Source organism: Streptomyces sp. NPDC047515, from assembly GCF_040643055.1.
Lineage (GTDB): Bacteria > Actinomycetota > Actinomycetes > Streptomycetales > Streptomycetaceae > Streptomyces.
The window spans coordinates 224,146-246,747 of sequence record NZ_JBEYTM010000002.1; the positions used below are offsets into that span (position 1 = coordinate 224,146).

Consider the following 22,602-nt stretch of genomic DNA (forward strand, 5'->3'; position numbering starts at 1 on the left):
CAGCGGTCCGTCACGAAGTGCGGGCGAGCGGACTGCGGTTGCGCAGCAGCCACTGGTGGTACCCGGCCGCGCGCTGGGCCGCCTCCCGGTAGGCCGCCTCCAACTCCGCGTACACCGTCGCCATGTCGGCGCCCGGCCGGGACACCAACAGCAGCCGCACCGCGAGGGGGTCGTCGCGCAGCGGCCGGATCGCCATGTCGTCGCGCGGCCCGGAGGTGGGCTGGCAGGGGGCGACCGCTTCGCCGAGCACGACCAGGGACGCGGCGGTGAGGTAGTCGCCGTGCAGGACGGTGGGCGCGAGGCCGGCCTCTCCGAACACCCGGCGCAGCCCGTCCCATTCGCCGTCGACGGTGGGGTCGACCATCCACCGGTCCGCGGCCAGGTCCCCGAGGTCGACCACGGGCCGGGCGGCGGCCGGATGGTCCCGGGCCATGGAGATGAACTGCGGTTCGCGGTCCAGGAGTACGCGCTGCACCAGGCCCTCCGGGACGGTCAGCGGGCAGCCCTCGACCTCATGCACGAAGGCGACGTCGAGCCCGCCCGCCTCGACCGTGCGCAGCAGCGCGCCGGCCGATACGTCGACCCGCAGCGAGATGTCCATGTCGGGCAGCCGGAGCCGCAGCCTGCGCAGCCAGCCACCGATGACCCGGCTGGCGGTGCAGCCGATGCGCAGCCGCGGGCCGGAGGCGCGCACCGCGTCGGCCTCCGCCTTCGCGTCGCTGACCAGGGCGGCCATCCCGTCGACCAGCGGGCGGGCCCGGCTGAGGACGGCACGGCCGAGCAACGTCGGTCGGCAGCCGGTCCGTTCCCGGCAAAACAGCTCGGCGCCCAGAGCGTTCTCGATCCGGCGCAGCTGGGTGGTCAGGGAGGGCTGACTCACGCCCAGCGTGCGGGCCGCTCGGTGCAGGCTGCCCGTGTCGGCGATGGCGCACAGCGCCCTGAGGTGTCTCACCTCAAGCTCCATGCCGTCGAGCGTAGGGCGGCGGACGGCTGACGCACCAGACGCCGCAATCCCATCAAAACCCGTTAATTCACCGGGAGTTGTCAGATGTTTCGTCGACGGTACCGGAGGTGGCGATAGGCCGGTGCTATCGCCGGTTGACATCATCCGCCACGGCTTCCGCTCCCCGACACTCTCCCCGTACCGCCTCCCGTCCGAGTCCGATCACCGGACGGGTCCATCGGATCGGTAATCGGTAGGAGACCCCCCATGAGACACCCCAGGACCGTCCTGTCGGCCGTGGTCGGCCTCGGCTTCGGACTCGCGGCCGCGCTGGGCACCGCACCCGCCATCGCCGCCTCTCCCGCACCCGCCGCACCGCCCGCCGCCGCCTCGGCCGAACACGCGGGCTACACCGCCCACTCCGGGTCGCACGAGAGCGCCGCCGCCAACAAGGCGTTCTTCGAGGCGGTCGCCAAGTCCGTCGCCGAGAAGCGGGCGGCCAACCCCGGCGCCCAGTCGGTCACCATCGTCTACAGCACCGCCAACGCGCCGAGCTTCCGCACCCAGATAGCCAACAGCGCGCAGATCTGGAACAGCTCGGTGTCCAACGTCCGGCTGCAGGAAGGCTCGAACGCCGACTTCGCCTACTACGAGGGCAACGACCCGAGCGGTTCGTACGCCAGCACCGACGGGCACGGCAACGGCTACATCTTCCTCGACTACGCGCAGAACCAGCAGTACAACTCGACCCGCGTCACCGCCCACGAGACCGGCCATGTGCTCGGCCTGCCGGATCACTACTCCGGTCCGTGCAGCGAGCTGATGTCGGGCGGCGGCCCCGGCCCGTCCTGTACGAATCCCTACCCCGACGCGAACGAGCGCAGCCAGGTGAACTACCTGTGGCAGAACGGCTTCGCGGCCGCGCTCGCGCGCAGCTCCTCCTGACACCGCCCGGCAGCTGAACGGCCCAGGCGGCCACCTCGTAGGACGGGGTGGCCCCCTGGGCCCGCGTACGGAGGAGGGAAGGAGCACCCCGGCGACCTGCCGTGCCACGTCGGAGCCGTCGTCACGGCCCGCCCCGGCCTACGGGCTGTTGAGTGCGGTACGGACCAGGGCCAGCAGCTCGTCCTCCGTCATCCCCAACTCACGTGCGTCCGCGACCACTTCGCGTACGCGCCCCAGCAGCCGGGCCCGGTGCGGGGACGCGCCTCCCGTGACGACCGCGCCGCGCCCACGGCGCAGTTCGATCAGCCCCTCCTCGCGGAGCTGCTGATAACCCCGCAGCACCGTATGGACATTGACCCCGAGGGACTCGGCGAGCACCCGCGCGGCGGGCAGCCGCTCGCCCGACTCCACCATCCCGTCGGCGACGGCGCGGCGCACGGATGCCGCGATCTGATCGCCGAGCGGCACGGTGGAGGTGGGATCGACCCGGAACAGCATGGTCAGCGCCCTGCCCGTCGCTGGTCGATCAGGGTGTTGAGGAGTGCGGCCGCGGTTGCCGAGTCGTCGACGGTCACCGCGAAGTCCCGGCCGCCGGCCAGTGTCGCCACGATGCCCTCACCGGAGCGGATCATGACACCGGTCCGCCCCGGGCGGATGCGGTAGCCCCAGCCGCCGTACTCCGTGAGGGGGTTGATGTGCCGGCTGGTGACCGTCTCGATCCGGTCGAGCGGCACTCTCACGCGCGGCCAGGGGAGCATGCCCGAGATGGTGATGCCGCGCCGGTCCACCACCACGTACGGGCGGGCGAAGCCGGCCAGCAGCACCCCGAAAAGCAGCAGCGGGGTCGCGGCCGCCCAGCCCGAGACGAACAGCAGCACCTCTCCGCCGACCACGAGCGCGAGCGCGATCAGCGGCAACCACCAGCTCCCGGCGCCGCGCGCCCATCCGGCGACCTCCCCTTCGGCGAGCGCGATCCGCGCTTCGTCCCCGGCCGGCACGGTCGCGGCCGACGGCTCCGGCACGGGGGCGAGCGCGGCCGTCAACAGCCCCAGCCCCCCGGCGAGCGCGGCGACCCCCAGAGCGACGGCGAGCTGCCACATCGGGAGCGACACCCCTTGGGCGTCACCCCGCGCGTTCTCGGCGGCATCCACATTGGCGATCAGCACGGCGGCCATTACCCAGCCGAGGAACCCGGCGAAGGCATAACCACCGGCGGTCAGCCGACGATGGGCGCGCCCGTAGAACTTCCCCCGCGCCACCATGAGAGTCCACAGCCCCCCGATCACGACGAACAACAGGACGTCGAGCACGACGTACCCCGCCTGCCCCATGTGCCCGTCCCCCCGGCCGTCGGCCTGGAAGTGACTGGCCAGCTGCTCGGGCAACCGGTCGCGGAAGGCGGCGAACAGGACCAGGTCGGCGACGAGCGCGAGCAGGAACGGCAGGGCGACGAGCGTCGCTCGGCCCAGGTTCTTACGCATCATGAAAACCTCCATTGTTCGCATGTTAGTAGAACAACAGAGACCCAGCAAGATGTGGGCAAGCGCCGGGCAAGCCCCCGTTCCACTGCATCGGACGCCCCCCCGGGCAGCAACGTCCGAAGCGACGACGGGGGATCGGTGTCCGCCGCGGAGAGGTCCGCGCACCACGTTCGACCCGACGGTGGCCGGGGGCTCCTGGGGCATGGAAGAACGAAACCGTCCCGCACCGGAGCGGTTCCGGTGCGGGACGGTTTCAACGGCGGGGCAAAAGGGATCAGGCCAGCTCCAGCGGGAACGCGCCCCGATGGCCGGTGCCGGCACCCCGATCCGGGCGGGGCTCGTACTCGCGGCAGCTCCAGACCTCCTGGACGAACCCGGTGCGCCGGTCCCAGAGGTCCATGACATCGCCCTCACCGGCCGCCCCGCGGTAGGCGTCCTTGGCGCCCCGGAAACATGCGAGACCGCCGGAAAGGCCCCGGCCGGGGGCCGGGAAGTAGTCGGAGAAGGCGCAGGCGATGCAGGTCTGGAGACGCACCCCGGGCGGCAGGGCGCGCTGGATCGTGGCGAGGGCGGACGCGAAGTCACTCTCCGCGCGGTGGGATCCGTAGGCGGCCCCGCCGAACTGCAGCTCCAGGTGGAGGTACGGATCGGGGCGGCGCAGCGACAACAGACAGCTGAGCGTGGCCTGGTGGACGGCTTCGTCCCAGAGGACCGGGAGCGGCAGGTCCCATTCCAGGACACAATCACCCAACGCGCCGTCCACCAGGGCGAACAGGCCGTCGGCGGGTGGAGTGCCGGCCACCGGGGCGAGGCCGTCGAAGCTTTCGCCCTCGAAGTCGATGCCCCTGATCCGGAGGCGGAGTTGCTGTCCGTCTGTGGTGAGGATGACCGCGTCGGAACCCTGCCGGTCCCGGTACCACCCTGCCCATGACTCATCTGTCATGGGCACGGACTGTAGCCCGTGCCCACGACAGTCGCCCGATCGCCCTCCTCTTCACCTCACGGGCCTTGTGACCTCGGCTCCTTGCTCCGTTCTCCTTCCTCCGTCCCCTTCACCACTCCGCGCCCACCGCTCCCTTCGGAGCACCGCCTCCGCTGCCGCCGCGCGTACCGCTTCCTCCTTTCCGCTTCCTGCCTTCCGCTTCCTGCTTTCCCCCCGGCTCAGTGCGTCCGGCGGGTGACGAACTCCGCCAGGGTCAGCAGGTCGCCCGCCGGGGCCAGGTCGGGGACCGCGCGGGACAGGTGGTGGACCGCGCGTGCCATCCGGTCCGCCGCGCAGACCTGTGCCCAGTCCCGGCCGCCGGCCCGGTCGACGGCGTCGGCGGCGCGGCCGATCTCGCCGGGTGTGTTCATGGATCCCCTGTAGAGCTCGGCGAGTTCGGCCGCCGCGGGGGTGGCGGAGGTCAGTGCGGCGACCACGGGCAGGGATTTCTTGTGGGCGACGAGATCCGCCCCGACCGGTTTCCCGGTCCGTACCGGATCCCCCCAGATACCGATCAGATCGTCGATGAGCTGGAAGGCGAGACCGGCCTCCCGGCCGAATCCGTCCATCGCGCCGACCGCCCGCTCCCCCGCACCGGCGTACAGGGCTCCCAGCGCACAGGCACAGCCGAGCAGCGCGCCCGTCTTGGCGAGGGCCATGGTCAGGCACTCGTCGAGCGAGACCTCGTCCGGCCCCCGGTCCTCGAAGGCGCAGTCGGCCTGCTGGCCCGCGCACAGCTCGATGATGCAGGCCGAGAGCCTTGCCGAGGCGCGGGCCGAGGCCGGGTCGGTGTCCTCGGCCAGCAGCCGCTGGGCAAGGGCGAGCATGGCATCGCCGGTGATGACGGCGTCCGGGATGCCGAAGACCGCCCAGGCAGTGGGCCGGTGCCGGCGGGTCCGGTCCTCGTCGATGATGTCGTCGTGCAGCAGGGTGAAGTTGTGGGCCAGCTCCACGGCGACGGCCGCCCGTACCGCCCGCCGCGGATCGCCGCCCAGCGCGCGGGCGGCGGCCAGGACGAGCGCGGGTCTGATCGCCTTGCCCGCTCGCGCCGCGGACGGGGTGCCGTCGGCCTCCTGCCAGCCGAAGTGGTACATCGCCACCCGGCGGAGCGATCCGGGCAAGGATTCGACGGCGGCGTGCAGTTGGGGATCGACGAGGACCCGGGTCTGTTCGAGAAGGACCGCGGCCTCCTGCCCCTGCGCGATCGGGAGGGGGGCCGTGACCTCCGACGCCTGAATGGCCCGGACGGCCGGATCGTCGTCCCCCGGGGCCCGGGGGGTGGGTGATGGGGGTGCGTGATGGATCTTCACTGGGGCCTCCTCCCGAGGCCGCCCCGGGCACGGCTGCCCGGTGGCGGAGGTTGACGGGGCCCGAACACGGCGGTCCGGGCCCCGAGGGGCTACCGCCGGCGGCCGACCTCGACGTTTTCCAGCACGCCGAGAGCGTCCGGCACGAGGATGGCCGCGGAGTAGTAGGCCGTCACCAGGTAGGAGATGATCGCCTGCTCGTCGATGCCCATGAAGCGGACGGACAGACTGGGCTCGATCTCGTCCGGGATGCCGGTCTGGTGGAGTCCGATGACGCCCTGCTCGTCCTCACCCGTCCTCATGCAGATGATCGACGTGGTCCTGGCGTCGCTGACCGGGATCTTGTTGGACGGGAAGATCGGTACGCCCCGCCAGGCCGGCACACGCTGTCCGCCGACGTCCGCGGTCTCCGGCACCAGACCGCGCTTGTTGCACTCGCGGCCGAATGCGGCGATGGCCTTGGGGTGGGCGAGGAAGAGCTTCGATCCGCGGCGGCGCGAGAGCAGCTCGTCCATGTCGTCGGGGCCCGGCACGCCGTCGTGCGGCTGGAGGCGCTGCCCGTAGTCGCAGTTGTTGAGCAGACCGAACTCGCGGTTGTTGATCAGCTCGTGCTCCTGGCGCTCGCGCAGCGCCTCGACCGTGAGCCGCAACTGCTGCTCGGTCTGGTTCATCGGCTGGTTGTAGAGGTCGGCGACCCGGCTGTGGACCTTCAGCACGGTCTGGGCGACGCTCAGTTCGTACTCGCGCGGCGCCGCCTCGTAGTCGACATACGTGTGCGGGACGACGGCCTCTCCGACATGGCCGGCGGAGAGGTCGATCGCCGCCTCGCCGTACTTGTTGGTGCGCTGCTTCGGGACGCTGAGCAGTCCGGCGAGATGGGCACGGAGCGAGCCGGCGCGCTCGGCGAGGTTGAGCACATCGGCCCGCCGGAGCGTGAGCACCTTGCAGTCGGTGACGGCGCGGGCGGTGTACTCCCACACGGCGTCGCCGTCGATCAGGGCGTGGTCGCCGAAGTAGGCGCCGTCTGCGTGGACCCCGAGCACCGTCTCGTCCCCGTACGGGCCGGTGCCGACCTTCTCGACCTTGCCGTGCGCCAGCAGGAAGACGCGGTCCGCCGCGTCCCCGGTGGTGGCCAGCACCCGGCCGGCGGCGATGTCGCGCTGCTCGCACCGCCGGGCCAGCTCGCCGAGCACCTCTTCGTCACCGAAGTCCCGCAGAGCCGGGAGCTCTCCGAGCTCGGCCGGGATGACCGCGACCCGGTCACCCGTCTGCACGAAGGTCACCCGGCCGTCCCCCACCAAGTGGCTCAGCCTGCGGTTCACCCGGTACGTACCGCCCTGCACCTGCACCCACGGCAGCATCTTCAGCAGCCACCGCGAGCTGATCTCCTGCATCTGCGGAGCGGACTTGGTGGTCGTCGCGAGGTTCCGCGCCGCCGCCGTGCCCAGACTCTGCTGCGGCGGCACCGGCGTGTTCTGAACCTCTTCACCAACGGACATGTGACGCCCTCTCGATCATTGGTCGACCTGCGCGAAGAAGCCTTTCAGCACGGAGAGTCGGCGCGCCATTACACAAATGAGTGCGACTAACCGGGCTTTGGGCTGGGCACGACGCTCAGCGAAACCCGCGGGCGACGGTAATTTGCATCTCCGATGCAAGTTATTTACCGTGGCCGTCATGCGGCTGACGAGATTCACCGACGTGGCGCTGCGCGTACTGATGCGCCTCGCCGTCGTGGAGAACGAGGATCCGCCGACCACGCGAGAGGTGGCGGCCACCATGGAGGTGCCGTACACCCACACCGCGAAGGTCGTCGCCAAGCTCCAGCATCTCGGCCTCATCGAGGCACGCCGGGGTCGCGGCGGCGGGCTCAGCCTCACCGGAGCGGGCCGGTCCGCCTCCATCGGCGCGCTCGTCCGGGAGCTCGAAGGACCCGGCGACGTGGTCGACTGCGAGGGCTCCACCCCGTGCCCCCTGCGCGCGGCCTGTCGGCTGCGTGGCGCACTGCGCCTGGCGGAGGAGGCATTCTACGCCTCGCTCGACCCGATCACCGTCTCCGAACTCGTCGCGTCCCCCACCGGGCCGCTGCTGATCGGCATCAGCAGCCGCCGCCCGGCCCCCGGCTGATCCCGGGCCGGACCGCCACACACCACGCCCCAGGCGCCACCACCTGGTTCCGCGCCGCCCAAAAATAAGAATCTCAAATACCAATTACAGATTCAGGAGTCCACCGATGCTCTCCGAGACGTCGACCGTCACTGTCCGCGCCACCCTCCCCGCCGTGGGGGCGGCCATCGGGGACATCGCCGATCTCTTCTACCGCAAGCTCTTCGACGCCCACCCCGAGCTGCTGCGCGACCTCTTCAACCGCGGCAACCAGGCGTCCGGCGCCCAGCGCCAGGCTCTCGCGGGCTCCATCGCCGCCTTCGCGACCCAGCTGGTCGAGCAGCCGGACACCCGCCCCGACGTGATGCTCGGCCGGATCGCCCACAAGCACGCCTCGCTCGGCATCACCGCCGCGCAGTACGACATCGTGCACACGCATCTGTTCGCCGCCATCGCCGAGGTCCTCGGCGACGCGGTCACCCCGGAGGTCGCCGCCGCCTGGGACGAGGTCTACTGGCTGATGGCGGGCGCCCTGATCTCGATCGAGGAGCGGCTGTACGCGCAGCGCGGTGTCGTCGCCGGGGACGTGTGGCGCGAGTGGGAGGTGGTCGCCCGGATCGAGGAGACCGCGGACGTCGCCACCTTCCAGCTCCGACCGGCCGACGACTCCCCCGCCCCCGCCTTCCGCCCCGGTCAGTACGTCTCCGTACAGGTGGAACTCCCCGACGGCGCCCGCCAGATCCGCCAGTACAGCCTTTCCAGCGCCCCGGACTCGCTGCTGCGCTCGATCACCGTCAAGCGGGTGCACGGCGGCGGATCGCCCGACGGCGAGGTCTCCCGCCGACTCCACGCCGAGGTCGGAGCCGGTGACCGGCTGCGGGTCTCCGCCCCGTACGGCGACCTCGTACTCGACTCCGCGGACGCCCCGTTGCTGCTCGCCTCCGCGGGCATCGGCTGCACCCCGATGCTCTCGATGCTGGAACACCTCGCGGCGACCGGCCACCGCGCCCCGGTCACCGTCGTGCACGGCGACCGCTCCCCCGCCGACCACGCGCTGCGCACCGATCACGCCCTGCTCACCGGCAAACTCGCCGATGCCGCGGCCCACTTCTGGTACGAGAACCCGGAGCCCGGCCACCGCGCCGACCGCACCGGGCTGGTCGACGTGAGCGGCCTCGCGATCGCCCCGGGCACCCACGCCTACCTCTGCGGCCCGCTGCCCTTCATGCGGACCGTGCGCGCCCAGTTGCTGGCCAAGGGGGTCCCGGCGGCCGATATCCACTACGAGGTCTTCGGCCCCGACCTGTGGCTCGCGCAGGACTGAGAGCGGCCCGTCCTCGCGGGGGTGACCGGATCGACTCGCTCACGATCCGAACAACCGGTCCGGAGATGGCCTGGAGAGCGACATTCCGGTAAAAGCGCAACAAGGACCCGGTCCGCCACGCGCAAAAGGAGTCGGCCATGTCCGCACCCATGCCCGCGAGCACGTTCCTGGAAGCCCTAATGAACGAGGGGCTCACCGTCGTCCAGGTCGGTGACTGGCGTACTCGCCACCGCAACCACAAGGGCCCCTGGGGCCCGGTCAACGGAGTGATGATCCACCACACGGTCACCGAGGGCACCGTCCGTATCTGCCGTGACGGCTGTCCGGAACTCCCCGGCCCGCTCTGCCACGGCGTGATCGCCAAGGACGGCCGGGTCCACCTGGTCGGCTACGGCAGGGCCAACCACGCCGGACTCGGCGACGCCGGCGTACTGCGCGCCGTCGTCGCCGAGAAGCGCCTGCCCACCGACAACGAGGCCGACACGGACGGGAACCGGCACTTCTACGGCTTCGAGTGCGAGAACCTCGGCGACGGCAAGGACCCCTGGCCCGACGCCCAGCTCGAAGCCATCGAGAAGGCCGCCGCCGCGATCTGCCGCCACCACGGCTGGACCTCGCGCTCGGTGATCGGCCAAAAGGAGTGGCAGCCCGGCAAGATCGATCCCCGCGGCTTCACGATGGACTCCATGCGGGACCGGATCCAGGACCGCCTGAAATGACCCGTGACCGCCCCTCCCCGGCCCGGCTCGGTACCGCACGACGACAATGACGTCATGCCTTCCGAAGCGCTCGACCTGTCCCGCCTGCGGCCGGTGCTCCCGTCACCTCTGCAACCGGTCGAGGACGAGCGCTTCGCGCGCCACGGCGTGCGGCTGCTGCTCAAGCGGGACGATCTGATCCACCCCGATCTCCCGGGCAACAAATGGCGCAAACTCTCCCCCAATCTGCGGGCCGCCGCCGGGCGTACCGTGCTGACCTTCGGGGGCGCGTACTCCAACCATCTGCGGGCCACCGCCGCCGCCGGGCGGCTGCTCGGCTTCCCCACCGTCGGGGTCGTACGCGGCGACGAACTCGCCGGCCGCCCCCTCAACCCCTCGCTGGCCCGATGCGCCGCCGACGGGATGACCCTGCATTTCGTGGACCGCAGGACGTACCGCGCGAAGAACGATCCGGAGGTCCTGGCGGGGCTGCTGAGCACCTACGGGGAGTGCTGCGTCATCCCGGAGGGCGGCAGCAACGCCGCAGCCGTACAGGGCTGTACGGAGCTGGGTCGTGAGCTGCGCGGCAGGGCCGATGCGGTCGCGGTGGCCTGCGGTACCGGCGGCACCCTCGCCGGTCTCGCCGCCGGTCTCGGACCGGGGCAGCGCGCCCTCGGCGTCCCGGTGCTGCGCGGCGGATTCCTCGGCGAGGCGGTACGCGAACTGCAGCAGGAGGCGTTCGGCGGGGCGGCCGGGACGTGGTCCCTGGACGAACGCTTCCACTTCGGCGGATACGCCCGTACGCCCCCGCCGCTGCACGCCTTCGCGGACGACTTCGAACAGCGGCACGGGCTGCCCGTCGAGCGGCTCTATGTCGCCAAGCTGCTGTACGCGCTCACCGCGCTCACCGAGGAGGGCGCGTTCCCCGCGGGAACCACGGTCGCGGCCGTGGTCACGGGCCTGCCGTAGGCCGCCCCCGTCAAGGCGCGCCCGATTCCTCCCGGTAGGCCGCCGCCTCCTCCAGGTCGAGCCGTCTGAGCAGCGTGCGGAGCATCTCGTCGTCGATCCGCCGCTCGTCCCGCAGCCGTACGAAGACCGCGCGCTCGGCGTCGATCATCTCCCCGGCCAGCCGCCGGTACGTGTCGTCCGCCGACTCCCCGGTCACCGGGTTGGCGGCGCCGAGGCGCTCCCACACGGCGTTGCGGCGGCGCTCCAGGACGGCGCGCAGCCGGTCGGTGAGCGGTCCCGGCAGGGCGTTGCGCCGGTCGGTGAGGAGCTCCTCCAGGCGTGCTTCGGCGGCTGTGGACGCCTGGCTCTGCGCCTGCGCCTCCGCCAGCGTCTGTGCCGTCGCGTCGCGCCCCGGAAGCCTGAGGACACGCACCAGCAGCGGCAGGCTGAGCCCCTGGATGACGAGGGTGCCGATGACGGTGGTGAAGGTCAGGAACAGCACCAGGTCACGGGCGGGGAAGGCCTTTCCGTCGGTCATGACCACCGGGATGGAGAAGGCGATGGCGAGCGAGACGACCCCGCGCATCCCGGCCCAGCCGACGATCAGCGGCGCCGTCCAGTCCGTGTCGGGCTCGCGCTCCCTGATCCGTTTCGACAGCCATCTGGGCAGGTACGTCGCCGGGTAGACCCAGACGAAGCGGACCACGACGACGGCGAGGAACACGGCGAGCGCGTACCAGAGTGCCTCCGCCACCGCGTACGTACCGAGCCCCTTCAGTACGAAGGGCAGCTGGAGCCCGATCAGCGCGAAGACCGCGGACTCCAGGATGAACGCGACCATCTTCCAGACGGCCGCCTCCTGGAGCCGGGTCGCGAAGTCGACCTGCCAGGCCCGGTGACCCAGATAGAGCGCGACGACGACCACGGCAAGCACCCCGGAGGCGTGCACGCGTTCCGCCGCCGCGTACGCCACGAACGGGATCAGCAGGGACAGCGTGTTCTGCAGCAGCGCTTCCTTGAGGTGCGTACGGAGCCAGTGCAGCGGCACCATCAGCGCCAGACCGACCACCACGCCGCCGACGGCCGCGAGGAGGAATTCGCCGATCCCGGCGCCCCAGCTCATGCCCTCGCCGACGGCGGCGGCGAGCGCCACCTTGTAGGCGGTGATCGCGGTGGCGTCGTTCACCAGGGACTCGCCCTGCAGGATCGTCGTGACCCGGGCGGGCAGCCCGACCCGGCGGGCGATCGCGGCGGCCGTGACGGCGTCTGGCGGGGCGACCACCGCGCCGAGCACCAGCGCGGCGGTGGGCGGCAGATCGGGCACGAGGCGGTACGCGAGCCAGCCGACCGCCGCGGTCGCGAACAGCACATAACCGACCGAGAGCAACGCGACCGGCCGGATATTGGCCCGCAGATCGAGGTACGAGCTGTCGACCGCCGCCGTGTAGAGCAGCGGTGGCAGCAGCAGCGGCAGCACGACGTGCGCGTCCAGGGTGTACATCGGCACCCCGGGCAGATACGAGGCGATCAGCCCCGCAGCGACCAGCAGGAGGGGGGCCGGCACGGGGGTGCGGCGTGCGGCCCCCGCGACAGCCGCACTGGCCGCGACCAGTGCCACCAGCTGCAATGCGTCCATCTCACGGTCCTCGCATCCGTCGTAACCTGACAATCATGAGTGACTGCCCGCACCTGTCCGAACTGCCGCGCCCCGAGCCGACCCCGCTCAGCGGGACCTGTACCGGCTGTCTCGCGGCGGGCACCCACCCGGTGCAGCTGCGACTCTGCCTGGTCTGCGGCCATGTCGGCTGCTGCGATTCGTCACCGCTGCAGCACGCCACCGGCCACTTCAAGGAGACCGGTCACGCGGTGATGCGGAGCTTCGAGCCGGGCGAAAGCTGGCGCTGGTGCTTCGAGGACGGTTCGATCGTCTGACGTCTGGGTACGTCAATCCGGCGCCGGTTGTTCGTAATTGACCGCCGCAGACCCCTACCCACCGTCTGTACTCATGGGCTTACCATGAGTGACACTCATGGGCCGGGGCCGTCCGTCCGTGATCCGCGGGCAGGCCCCAGGGCCCGGCGACACGGCATCATGGATCGCGATAGCGTCGCCGGACCAGAACCGAAGACGTACCGCATGGCTCCGGGGCATTCTTCCCGGACCCTCGAAAGAGTTTGTGCCACCTTGGAGGTGAGGGTGTCCCAGATCGCAGGCGAGCCCGGGAATCAGGACTTCGTAGAGGTCCGGCTGCCCGCTGCGGGTGCCTACCTGTCAGTGCTGCGTACGGCCACGGCCGGTCTCGCAGCGCGCTTGGACTTCACACTGGACGAGATCGAGGATCTCCGCATCGCCGTCGACGAGGCCTGCGCGATCCTGCTCCAGCAGGCCGTGCCGGGCTCCGTCCTCAGCTGCGTCTTCCGGCTCATCGAGGATTCCCTTGAGGTGACGGTGTCGGCGCCGACGACGGACGGCCGGGCGCCGGAGCGCGACACCTTCGCCTGGACAGTGCTCTCCGCACTGGCCGGCAAGGTCGACTCCTCGGTCGCCGACGACCGCACGGTCAGCATCAGCCTGTACAAACAGCGCGGCGCGGGACCCGGGTCGGCGTGAGCAGCGGGAACGGGGACGGTCCTGTGCGGGACGAGACGATCCGACCAGAGGTGGTGCGCGCAGCGGGCATCCCCGAGCAGCAGGCCCTGCCCCATCCGGAGGACGGGGCGGACGGGCCTGCGGGCCGTACGGTCGCGTTGGAGCAGTCGCAGGCGGAGCGGGCAGGCCAGATGAGCGAGCACGGGCACCACGATCCACACGACCGCAGCGGGGCGCGGGCGCTCTTCGTCGAACTGCGCGCGCTGCCCGACGGATCGCCCGAGAAGGCGGAGCTGCGCAACCGGCTGGTGCGGATGCATCTGCCGCTCGTGGAGCATCTGGCCCGCCGGTTCCGCAATCGCGGCGAGCCGCTGGACGACCTGACCCAGGTCGCCACGATCGGGCTGATCAAGTCGGTCGACCGGTTCGACCCGGACCGAGGCGTCGAGTTCTCGACGTACGCGACACCCACGGTCGTCGGCGAGATCAAGCGCCACTTCCGTGACAAGGGCTGGGCGGTCCGGGTGCCGCGCCGGCTGCAGGAGCTGCGGCTCTCGCTCACCACGGCCACCGCCGAACTCTCCCAGCAGCACGGCCGCTCGCCGACGGTGCACGAGCTGGCGGAGCGACTGGGCATCTCCGAGGAAGAGGTCCTGGAGGGCCTGGAGTCGGCCAATGCGTACAGCACGCTCTCGCTGGACGTGCCGGACACGGACGACGAGTCCCCCGCGGTGGCGGACACGCTGGGCTCCGAGGACGAGGCGCTGGAGGGCGTCGAGTACCGGGAGTCGCTCAAGCCGCTGCTGGAGGACCTGCCGCCGCGCGAGAAGCGGATTCTGCTGCTGCGGTTCTTCGGCAACATGACCCAGTCGCAGATCGCCCAGGAGGTCGGCATCTCGCAGATGCACGTCTCGCGGCTGCTGGCCCGCACCCTGGCGCAGCTGCGTGAGCGGCTGCTCGTCGAGGAGTAGGGCGAGAGGGACGGGGCGAGTGCCCGACGCCTGCGCGCGGAGCCGAGGCGAACGCCGACTCCGTGCGCCGGGCAGCCAATGCGGGACAGCCCGCTCGGGCACGGAGCGACTGGGCACGGGCAGCGGCTCGCGCCCGTCCGGCGGGCGGTGGCGGGTCGATCGGGTGCGGCGATCAGGTCGCGTACGTGACAGTCGCGGCGGGGCGGCCCGCTCGTGCGTCCCGGCGAGCGGCGGCCGGATCATCGGCTCGCACGTCCCCCTGGCGGCCGGGCGGTCCTCATGCGTCCAGCGGCGGGGGGCGGCCGACGGCACCTGCGGCTCAGGCCTCTCGTACGGATCATGCCGGACTCGCGGGGTCCGCACACGGGATGTACGCGGATGTTCCGACAACGCGGCGAGGTGCCGCAGCTGTCGTCGCGCGCCCGCCTGGGATTACGGGACAGCCCTCAGGCGTCCGGTGTGGTGCCCGGCCGGCGGATGCCCAGTTCGTCGATCGTCGTCGGCCTGACCAACTGATAGAGCGCCGTCAGGACCACCGCCGCGAGGACGATCCCGGCCGGGATCAGCACGCCGTGGGACCTCAGCAGTGTCCAGGCCACCGGGAGCCCGATGATCTGTGTGATGAGCGCGGGGCCGCGGCTCCAGCTGCGCCGCAGCAACAGGCCACGCGCGGCGATCAGCGGGATCAGGCCGAGCGCGATCAGCGTGAGGCCGCCCATCTCCGCCTGCTGCGGGCTCTCGGGGTGCCCGAGCAGCCCCCTCACCAGCATGTAGATCCCGCCGATGACGAGCGCCGCCCCTTCCAGGGCGTTGAGTCCGGCCACGAGCGTGATCCTGCTCGGCTTCGCCGGTCCGACCGAGGGCGAGGGCGACTCGGAGGGCGTGTTCTGCTGAGTACTCACCCTTGCAGGTTGGCATCCCGGCACCGCGAAAGCGAAGCCGGGGTCGGGAATGTACGCGAACGGACGGCCGCCCCTCGCCCCGCCGCGCCCGGTCCGTCACCGAGTGTGAAGGTCATGGGGCAGGACTTCAGAGCGATACCCCGCGGTAGGTAGTCTGGCTGTCATGCGCGCACTCCTTGTGGTCAATCCAGCTGCTACCACCACCAGTGCGCGGACGCGTGACGTGCTCATCCACGCACTGGCCAGCGAGATGAAGCTGGAGGCCGTGACCACGGAGTACCGGGGGCACGCCCGGGACCTGGGCCGGCGGGCCGCGGACTCCGGGGAGATCGACCTGGTGGTCGCCCTGGGCGGCGACGGCACGGTCAACGAGGTCGTCAACGGTCTGCTCCACAACGGCCCCGACCTGGACAGCCTGCCGAGCCTCGCGGTGGTTCCCGGCGGCTCCACCAATGTCTTCGCGCGCGCCCTCGGCCTGCCCAACGACGCGGTGGAGGCGACCGGTGCGATCCTGGACGCACTCGCCAACCGGACCGAACGCACGGTCGGCCTGGGGCTGGCGGCCGGCACCCCCGGCACCGCCGACGAGTCGGTTCCGGAACGCTGGTTCACTTTCTGCGCCGGACTCGGATTCGACGCAGGCGTGGTCGGTCGGGTCGAACAGAAACGCGAATCGGGTAAGCGCTCCACCCACGCGCTGTATGTCCGCCAGGTCGTCCGGCAATTCCTGGAGGAACCGCACCGCAGACACGGGGCAATCACACTGGAGACACCCGGGCAACCGCCTGTGACCGATCTCGCACTGTCGATAATCTCCAACACGGCCCCCTGGACCTACCTGGGGAATCGCCCCATGTACGCGTCCCCGAAGGCCACGTTCGACACCGGCCTGGACGTACTCGGGCTGAAGCGGCTCTCCGCCTCGGCAGTGGCCCGATACGGCACCCAGCTGCTCACGTCGAGCCCCGAGAAGGGACCGTCCGGGAAGCACGCCGTTTCACTTCACGACCTCACGGACTTCACCTTGCATTCAAAGGCACCACTGCCCTTTCAGATGGATGGCGACCATCTGGGAGTGCGAACCAGTGTGACGTTCACAGGCGTACGCCGTGCACTGCGTGTGATTGTGTGAGTGGAAGAGACCAAAGTCCTTTAACTCGAACGTTTGGGCTGGACTCCACCCCATAGAAGTACGGCTGTGACCTAGTCGACACCGAGGAATCAAAAAAAAGTTTCTGGAAGGGGTTGTATCCGCCGCCGAGGTTTGCGAATCTCTACATGGCGATCGGGACGGCCCGCAACAACGGCCTCCACTGAGAGCCAGAACCCCTCCTCAATCCACAGGACCACAACCAGTTCAACTGGGCGTCGGCTCGTTGCCTGCGGGGGGATTCGTGAAAGCGTTCACATTCACAAGCAACAGTATGCAATACCAAGGAGAGGTAGCAGCCATGGACTGGCGTCACAACGCCGTTTGTCGTGAGGAAGACCCCGAGCTGTTCTTCCCCATCGGCAACACCGGTCCTGCGCTGCTGCAGATCGAGGAAGCCAAGGCCGTCTGCCGTCGCTGCCCCGTCATGGAGCAGTGCCTGCAGTGGGCGCTCGAGTCCGGCCAGGACTCCGGCGTCTGGGGTGGCCTCAGCGAGGACGAGCGCCGCGCCATGAAGCGCCGCGCCGCTCGCAACCGGGCGCGTAACGCCAGCGCCTGATCCGACGCCACCGCTACGAGCCTCAGCCAGGCGGCGCGTACAGAGCGTACGCACAACCCCGCCCCCCGAGTCGCAGCGCGCAGTACCCCCGAAGCGCATGCATGAACAGTGAGCCCGGACCGTGAACAACGGTCCGGGCTCACTGCTGTGTTCGCGCCGATCGCGGCCGGGGCTACTTCTCCGCCCGGACCGGGATGTCGAGGACGACCCTGGTGCCGCGCTCGGGGGCCGGGATCATACCGAAGGTCCCGCTCAACTCGCCCTCCACCAGCGTCCTCACGATCTGCAGTCCCAGATTGCCGGCACGCTGCGGGTCGAAGCCCTCGGGCAGACCGCAGCCGTCGTCCTGGATCGTGATCAGCAGCCGCGTCTCGGCGGAGGAACCGCCGCGTACCGCCGACACCTCGACCGTGCCGGACTCGGCAAGGGTGAAGGCATGTTCCAGCGCGTTCTGCAGGATCTCGGTGAGCACCATCGCCAGCGGGGTGGCCACTTCGGCGTCGAGTACGCCGAAGCGTCCCGTCCGGCGGCAGGTGACCTTGCCCGGTGAGATCTCGGCGACCATCGCGATGACCCGGTCGGCGATCTCGTCGAACTCCACCCGCTCGTCCAGATTCTGGGACAGCGTCTCATGCACGATGGCGATCGACCCGACGCGCCGTACCGCCTCGTTGAGCGCCTCACGCCCCCGCACCGAGTCCATCCGGCGGGCCTGGAGCCGCAACAGGGCGGCAACGGTCTGGAGGTTGTTCTTCACCCGGTGGTGGATCTCCCGAATGGTGGCGTCCTTGGTGATCAACTCTCGCTCCCGGCGGCGCAGTTCGGTGACGTCCCGGAGCAGCACCAGGGAGCCGATCCGGACACCCTTCGGCTTGAGCGGAATCGCCCGGAGCTGGATCACCCCGCCCGCGCACTCGACCTCGAACTCCCGGGGCGCGTAGCCGCTGGCGAGTTTGACCAGGGCCTCGTCCACCGGGCCGCGGGAGGGGGCGAGTTCGGCGGTGATCCCGCCCAGGTGCTGGCCGACCAGGTCGGAGGCGAGGCCGAGGCGGTGGTAGGCGGAAAGGCCGTTGGGGCTGGCGTACTGGACGACCCCGTCGGCGTCGAGCCTGATCAGCCCGTCGCCGACGCGCGGCGACGCGTCCATGTCGACCTGCTGGCCGGGGAACGGGAAGGACCCGGCGGCGATCATCTGGGCCAGGTCGGAGGCCGACTGGAGGTAGGTGAGCTCCAGCCGGGACGGCGTCCGGACGGTCAGGAGGTTGGTATTGCGGGCGATGACGCCGAGGACCCGGCCCTCGCGCCGCACCGGGATCGACTCGACCCGTACCGGCACCTCCTCGCGCCACTCCGGGTCGCCCTCGCGCACGATCCGGCCCTCGTCCAGCGCCGCGTCGAGCAGGGGACGGCGGCCGCGTGGCACCAAGTGGCCGACCATGTCGTCCTGGTAGGAGGTGGGACCGGTGTTGGGCCGCATCTGGGCCACGGACACATAGCGGGTGCCGTCCCGGGTGGGGACCCACAGCACGAGGTCGGCGAAGGACAGGTCGGAGAGCAGCTGCCACTCCGAGACCAGCAGATGCAGCCACTCCAGGTCGGTGTCGCTGAGGGCTGTGTGCTGGCGGACGAGGTCGTTCATGGAGGGCACGTGTGCGAGCGTACCCGCGGATGGGCAATGGCTCCGAACCGAACGCCCCGGGCGTACGTGTCAGGGGAAGAGGCCTGGAAAATTGCGGCGCTCCGACGGATGGACACAGGCGAATGGTCTAGTCCACAATGCTCAAGACAGAGCTTCCGCTCTCCCCGCACAGGAGAGTGGATCGAGGTACCCGCGCTCTCTGCCCTGACTGCGCAGGCGCCTCTCCCCGGCCGGGGGCACCGCACACCGCCGGCCGAACAGACCGTCCGATGGTCGGTCTTACTCCGGGCTGCGGTGCCGGACGGGCCGAGGGTCCCGCTCCGACACCGTGGCCCGCGGGTGTTCCACGGGCCCGTTCTCCGATCAGTGGGTCTCGGTGACCTTGGCCAGCGCGCGGGGCGCGTCCGGGTCCTGGCCGCGGGCGATCGTCACCTCGTACGCCAGCAGCTGCAGCGGCAGGATCTCCAGGATCGGCTGGACCTCTTCGGCGACCCCGGCCGTCGGCAGCGCGAAGCCCGCGGACGCCGCCGCCACCTGGGCCTCGGGGCCGACCACGAACAGATCCGCGCCACGGCCGCGCAGCCGGTCCAGGACCGGCTGCAACGCCTCGCCGCCGCGGCCGTCGGTGACGACCGCGATCACCGGGGAGATGTTGTCGACCATGGCGAGCGGACCGTGCAGCAGATCGGCGCCGGAGTAGGAGAGGGCGGGGATGTAACTGGTCTCCATCAGCTTCAGCGCGGCTTCCTTGGCCGTGGGGTAGCCGTAGCCGCGCGAGGTGATGACCATGCGCTCGGCGAAGCGGTACCGTGCGGCCAGCGCCTTGACCTCGTCCCCGCGGGCCAGGATCGACTCGGCCCGCTCCGGCAGGATCGCGGCGGCAGCACCGTCGCCGCCGCTCAGGCCCTCCACGAAGAGGTAGAGGGACAGCAGTGACGCCGTGTAGGTCTTGGTGGCCGGGAGGGCCTTCTCCGGGCCCGCGAGGATGTCGATGTGGTACTCGGAGACGGCGGCCAGCGGCGAATCCGGGTTGTTGGTGACGGCCAGGGTGATCGCGCCGGCCTCGCGGGCGGCCCGGGTGGAGGCCACCAGGTCGGGCGAGCCACCGGACTGGCTGACGGTGACGACCAGCACGTCCCTGAGGTCCGGCTTCGCGCCGTACGCGGTCGTGGTGGACATGGAAGTGAGTCCGCAGGGCAGGCCGAGCCGGATCTCCAGCAGGTACTTGGCGTAGAGCGCGGCGTTGTCCGACGTGCCGCGGGCGGTGAGGAGGACGAAGCGCGGCTTCCGCGCCGCGATCCCGGCGGCCACCTCGCGGATCGCGGGGACACCCTCATCGAGGATCCGGCGCAGCACTCCGGGCTGTTCGGCCATCTCGCCGGACATGATCCGGCCCGGCTTCTCGCGCTCCTCGGACGATGACGTGGCGGGCATGTCGGGCCTCCCAGGAGTGTTCCGGTGCGTCAGGAACGCCGTTCGCCCCAGTCGACCACGGGGAACAGGGCACCCGCCAGCGGGGTGCGGCCGGGACGGGTACGGCCATCGTGTCCCCGCCACCGGGTCTGCTAGATTGAACCCTGATTGGTCTATACCACATGATTCAATTCTTCAGATCGGCAGGCCCCGCGTGGAAGTTGTCATCGTCCCGGACGCCAAGGCAGGCGGCGAACTCATCGCAGAAGCCATCGGCGCGCTGCTGAGCCGCAAGCCCGATGCCCTTCTCGGCGTTGCCACCGGCTCCACCCCGCTGCCCATCTACCAGGCGCTGGCGGCCAAGGTCCGTTCCGGCGCCGTGGACGCCTCGCGCGCCCGCATCTGCCAGCTGGACGAGTACGTCGGGCTGCCGGCGGGCCACCCCGAGTCCTACCGCTCCGTGGTGCTGCGCGAGGTCGTCGAACCGCTCGGTCTGTCCGAAGCGTCCTTCATGGGCCCCGACGGCTCCGCCGAGGACATCCCGGCCGCCTGCCAGGCGTACGACCGCGCGCTCGCCGAGGCCGGCGGGGTGGACCTGCAGCTCCTCGGCATCGGCACGGACGGGCACATCGGCTTCAACGAGCCGTGCTCCTCGCTCGCCTCCCGTACCCGGATCAAGACGCTCACCGAGCAGACCCGGATCGACAACGCGCGCTTCTTCGACGACGACATCACGCAGGTGCCGCACCACGTGATCACCCAGGGAATAGGCACCATCCTAGAGTCCCGGCACCCGATCCTGCTCGCCACCGGCGAGGGCAAGGCGGAGGCCGTGGCGCAGACGGTCGAGGGGCCGGTCGCCTCGATCGTGCCCGCGTCCGCACTGCAGTTGCACCCGCACGCGACGGTGGTGGTGGACGAGGCCGCAGCGTCGAAGCTGAAGCTGGCGGACTACTTCCGCGCCACGTACGCGTCGAAGCCGCTGTGGCAGGGCATTTAGACCGGCCGGCAAATGGAGGGCCGGCGCGCACCCGTGGTGGGTGCGCCCCGGCCCTCTCGTATGCCGGCGCGTGTCCTGCGCGGCGCCCCGCACTCAGGCCCGGGGGTGGCCCGTACCGGCGGTGATGATCTCCGCGGCCGCCAGTCCGCAGACGCGGGCGGCGCCGTGCGTGGCGATGTGCAGGGCGCCCCTGGGGGCCGCCTGCGGGACGCCCATCTCGACCACCACCGTGTTGGGGCGCTCCGCCACCAGAGCGTCGAGGGCCTGCGTCATCCACGCGTGGCGGTGGGCGTCGCGGACGACCACGACGACGCGCCGCTCCGCCGCGGCCCGCAGCACAGCGGCCACGGGCTCCTCGGTCTCGCTGCTGTACGTGTCGGTCTCCGTGCCCGGCAGCAGCCGGCCCAGCTCCGCCGCGACGCCCCACGGGGTCTCGTCGCCGACCGCGATGTTCGACGCGGAGGTGAACGCGGCGACGTACGCGGCCTCGGTCAGCGGCTCGGCGCAGCCGGTCACCCGCACCGCACGGCGGGCGGCGACCAGGCCGATGTCGGAAGCGATTCCGGTGCTGGGCGCGGTCCCCTCGTGCGCTGCCGCACCCGGCTCCGAACCGGCCCCGTCCCGGGCCCCCCGCGTCCACGACGCGAGGGCACGGACCCGTGCGGCCGCGTCCGCGAGCCGGTCCTCGGCGAGTTCACCGCTGCGTACCGCGGCGACCAGCGCGTCGCGCAGCCGTTGCACCGTGCCGTCGTCCTCAAGACCGCCACCGACGCACAGGGCGTCGGCTCCGGCGGCGATCGCGAGGACGGAGCCGCGCTCGATGCCGTACGTCCCGGCGATGGCCTGCATCTCCACGGCATCGGTGACGATCAGGCCGTCGTAGCCCATCTCCTCGCGCAGCAGACCGGTGAGGATCCGCGGGCTCACCGTTCCGGGGTGGTCCGGGTCGAGCGCGGGCAGCAGGATGTGCGCGCTCATCACGCACTTGGAGCCCGCAGCGATGGCCGCCCTGAAGGGCACCAGTTCACGGGCGTGCAGGGTCTCCAGGTCCACGTCGATGCGCGGCATCGCGTGGTGCGAGTCGATCGCGGTGTCGCCGTGACCGGGGAAGTGCTTGGTGCAGGCGGCGACTCCGGCGGCCTGGAGGCCTTCGATGTACGCGGCGGTGTGCCGGGCCACGAGCTGGGTGTCGGCACCGAACGACCGCACGCCGATGATCGGGTTGCCCGGGTTGGAGTTGACGTCCGCGGACGGCGCCCAGTTGAGGTTGACGCCGCACTCGGCGAGCCGGCGGCCCAGCTCCCGGGCGACCGCGCGGGTCAGCTCCACGTCGTCGACATGGCCGAGCGCGAGGTTGCCGGGGAAGGAGGAGCCGGTGCGCACTTCGAGGCGGGTGACGTCGCCGCCCTCCTCGTCGATGGCCACGAGGAGGTCGTCACGCTCGGCCCGGAGCCGGGCGGTGAGCGCGGAGACCTGCTCGGCCGTGCGGATGTTGCGGCCGAAGAGGGCGACGGAGGCGAGTCCTTCGTCGACCCTGCGCAGCACCCAGTCCGGGGCGGTGGTGCCGGTGAATCCTGGCTGCAGTACGGCGAGGGCGTCGCGGGTGACGGTGTCCGTGGTGGATATCAGGGTGGTCATGAGGCAG

Annotated in this window: 22 protein-coding genes; 11 read left to right on the plus strand and 11 right to left on the minus strand. The window is 70.9% G+C overall.

What is annotated here, in order from left to right:
- Positions 1-10: 10 nt before the first annotated feature.
- Entirely contained in the window at positions 11-964 is a 954-nt protein-coding gene (locus ABZ826_RS02410) for a LysR family transcriptional regulator (RefSeq protein WP_361440928.1), read from the minus strand.
- Between the two features lie 246 nt (positions 965-1,210).
- Between ABZ826_RS02410 and snpA the strand changes: the two genes are divergently transcribed.
- Positions 1,211-1,888, plus strand: a complete 678-nt coding sequence (snpA, locus tag ABZ826_RS02415) for a snapalysin (protein ID WP_361440931.1) — start codon at positions 1,211-1,213, stop codon at positions 1,886-1,888.
- Positions 1,889-2,026: 138 nt separating this feature from the next.
- Here the strand turns inward: snpA and ABZ826_RS02420 are convergent, their stop codons facing one another.
- From ABZ826_RS02420 to ABZ826_RS02440, 5 genes are all read right to left on the minus strand, one after another.
- A complete protein-coding gene (locus ABZ826_RS02420) occupies positions 2,027-2,386 on the minus strand; it encodes a GntR family transcriptional regulator (RefSeq protein WP_361440934.1) in 360 nt (119 codons plus the stop codon).
- 2 nt (positions 2,387-2,388) lie between these two features.
- Positions 2,389-3,372: a DUF1648 domain-containing protein gene (locus tag ABZ826_RS02425; protein WP_361440937.1), complete on the minus strand. Its 984-nt coding sequence runs from the start codon at positions 3,370-3,372 to the stop codon at positions 2,389-2,391.
- A 271-nt stretch (positions 3,373-3,643) separates the two neighbouring features.
- On the minus strand, positions 3,644-4,312 hold the full coding sequence (locus ABZ826_RS02430; protein ID WP_361440940.1) for a DUF6304 family protein: 669 nt from the start codon (positions 4,310-4,312) through the stop codon (positions 3,644-3,646).
- A 218-nt stretch (positions 4,313-4,530) separates the two neighbouring features.
- Positions 4,531-5,589, minus strand: coding sequence for a family 2 encapsulin nanocompartment cargo protein polyprenyl transferase (locus tag ABZ826_RS02435; RefSeq protein WP_361441150.1), 1,059 nt, complete (start codon positions 5,587-5,589; stop codon positions 4,531-4,533).
- Positions 5,590-5,750: 161 nt separating this feature from the next.
- Positions 5,751-7,157, minus strand: a complete 1,407-nt coding sequence (locus tag ABZ826_RS02440) for a family 2B encapsulin nanocompartment shell protein (RefSeq protein WP_361440943.1) — start codon at positions 7,155-7,157, stop codon at positions 5,751-5,753.
- 178 nt (positions 7,158-7,335) lie between these two features.
- On the opposite strand from ABZ826_RS02440, the gene ABZ826_RS02445 reads away from it, so the two are divergent.
- The 4 genes from ABZ826_RS02445 (at position 7,336) to ABZ826_RS02460 (ending at position 10,755) form a co-directional block, all read left to right on the plus strand.
- Positions 7,336-7,785 carry an Rrf2 family transcriptional regulator gene (locus tag ABZ826_RS02445; protein ID WP_361440946.1) on the plus strand — a complete coding sequence of 150 codons (450 nt, stop codon included), beginning with the start codon at positions 7,336-7,338 and terminating at the stop codon, positions 7,783-7,785.
- A gap of 106 nt (positions 7,786-7,891) precedes the next feature.
- Positions 7,892-9,088, plus strand: a complete 1,197-nt coding sequence (locus ABZ826_RS02450) for a globin domain-containing protein (protein WP_361440949.1) — start codon at positions 7,892-7,894, stop codon at positions 9,086-9,088.
- Between the two features lie 137 nt (positions 9,089-9,225).
- Positions 9,226-9,807 (plus strand): N-acetylmuramoyl-L-alanine amidase, encoded by a 582-nt coding sequence (locus ABZ826_RS02455; protein ID WP_361440952.1) that lies wholly within the window; start codon positions 9,226-9,228, stop codon positions 9,805-9,807.
- Between the two features lie 54 nt (positions 9,808-9,861).
- Positions 9,862-10,755 (plus strand): pyridoxal-phosphate dependent enzyme, encoded by an 894-nt coding sequence (locus ABZ826_RS02460; RefSeq protein WP_361440955.1) that lies wholly within the window; start codon positions 9,862-9,864, stop codon positions 10,753-10,755.
- Between the two features lie 10 nt (positions 10,756-10,765).
- Here the strand turns inward: ABZ826_RS02460 and ABZ826_RS02465 are convergent, their stop codons facing one another.
- The gene (locus ABZ826_RS02465) at positions 10,766-12,370 is read right to left on the minus strand and encodes a Na+/H+ antiporter (RefSeq protein WP_361440958.1); all 1,605 of its coding nucleotides are present in this window, start codon (positions 12,368-12,370) and stop codon (positions 10,766-10,768) included.
- A gap of 35 nt (positions 12,371-12,405) precedes the next feature.
- Here ABZ826_RS02465 and ABZ826_RS02470 point away from each other — a divergent pair, with 35 nt between their 5' ends.
- The 3 genes from ABZ826_RS02470 to ABZ826_RS02480 all read left to right on the plus strand — a co-directional run bounded on the left by ABZ826_RS02470 (position 12,406) and on the right by ABZ826_RS02480 (position 14,294).
- Complete coding sequence (locus ABZ826_RS02470) at positions 12,406-12,666, plus strand: UBP-type zinc finger domain-containing protein (RefSeq protein ID WP_361440961.1); 261 nt, start codon at positions 12,406-12,408, stop codon at positions 12,664-12,666.
- Between the two features lie 264 nt (positions 12,667-12,930).
- Positions 12,931-13,344 (plus strand): anti-sigma regulatory factor, encoded by a 414-nt coding sequence (locus ABZ826_RS02475; RefSeq protein WP_361440964.1) that lies wholly within the window; start codon positions 12,931-12,933, stop codon positions 13,342-13,344.
- A 23-nt stretch (positions 13,345-13,367) separates the two neighbouring features.
- Entirely contained in the window at positions 13,368-14,294 is a 927-nt protein-coding gene (locus ABZ826_RS02480) for an RNA polymerase sigma factor SigF (protein WP_361441153.1), read from the plus strand.
- A 446-nt stretch (positions 14,295-14,740) separates the two neighbouring features.
- On the opposite strand, the gene ABZ826_RS02485 is transcribed toward ABZ826_RS02480, so the two are convergent.
- Positions 14,741-15,118: a hypothetical protein gene (locus ABZ826_RS02485; RefSeq protein ID WP_361441156.1), complete on the minus strand. Its 378-nt coding sequence runs from the start codon at positions 15,116-15,118 to the stop codon at positions 14,741-14,743.
- A 241-nt stretch (positions 15,119-15,359) separates the two neighbouring features.
- Between ABZ826_RS02485 and ABZ826_RS02490 the strand changes: the two genes are divergently transcribed.
- A complete protein-coding gene (locus ABZ826_RS02490) occupies positions 15,360-16,328 on the plus strand; it encodes a diacylglycerol kinase family protein (RefSeq protein WP_361440967.1) in 969 nt (322 codons plus the stop codon).
- 319 nt (positions 16,329-16,647) lie between these two features.
- Positions 16,648-16,905, plus strand: a complete 258-nt coding sequence (locus ABZ826_RS02495) for a WhiB family transcriptional regulator (protein ID WP_003953983.1) — start codon at positions 16,648-16,650, stop codon at positions 16,903-16,905.
- A 172-nt stretch (positions 16,906-17,077) separates the two neighbouring features.
- Here the strand turns inward: ABZ826_RS02495 and ABZ826_RS02500 are convergent, their stop codons facing one another.
- Positions 17,078-18,544 (minus strand): histidine kinase N-terminal domain-containing protein, encoded by a 1,467-nt coding sequence (locus ABZ826_RS02500; RefSeq protein ID WP_361441159.1) that lies wholly within the window; start codon positions 18,542-18,544, stop codon positions 17,078-17,080.
- A 363-nt stretch (positions 18,545-18,907) separates the two neighbouring features.
- On the minus strand, positions 18,908-19,978 hold the full coding sequence (locus tag ABZ826_RS02505; protein ID WP_361440970.1) for an SIS domain-containing protein: 1,071 nt from the start codon (positions 19,976-19,978) through the stop codon (positions 18,908-18,910).
- Between the two features lie 193 nt (positions 19,979-20,171).
- Between ABZ826_RS02505 and nagB the strand changes: the two genes are divergently transcribed.
- Positions 20,172-20,957 carry a glucosamine-6-phosphate deaminase gene (gene nagB / locus ABZ826_RS02510; RefSeq protein WP_361440973.1) on the plus strand — a complete coding sequence of 262 codons (786 nt, stop codon included), beginning with the start codon at positions 20,172-20,174 and terminating at the stop codon, positions 20,955-20,957.
- A 93-nt stretch (positions 20,958-21,050) separates the two neighbouring features.
- Here the strand turns inward: nagB and ABZ826_RS02515 are convergent, their stop codons facing one another.
- Positions 21,051-22,595, minus strand: coding sequence for a glycoside hydrolase family 3 protein (locus ABZ826_RS02515; protein ID WP_361440976.1), 1,545 nt, complete (start codon positions 22,593-22,595; stop codon positions 21,051-21,053).
- Between the last annotated feature and the right edge of the window lie 7 nt (positions 22,596-22,602).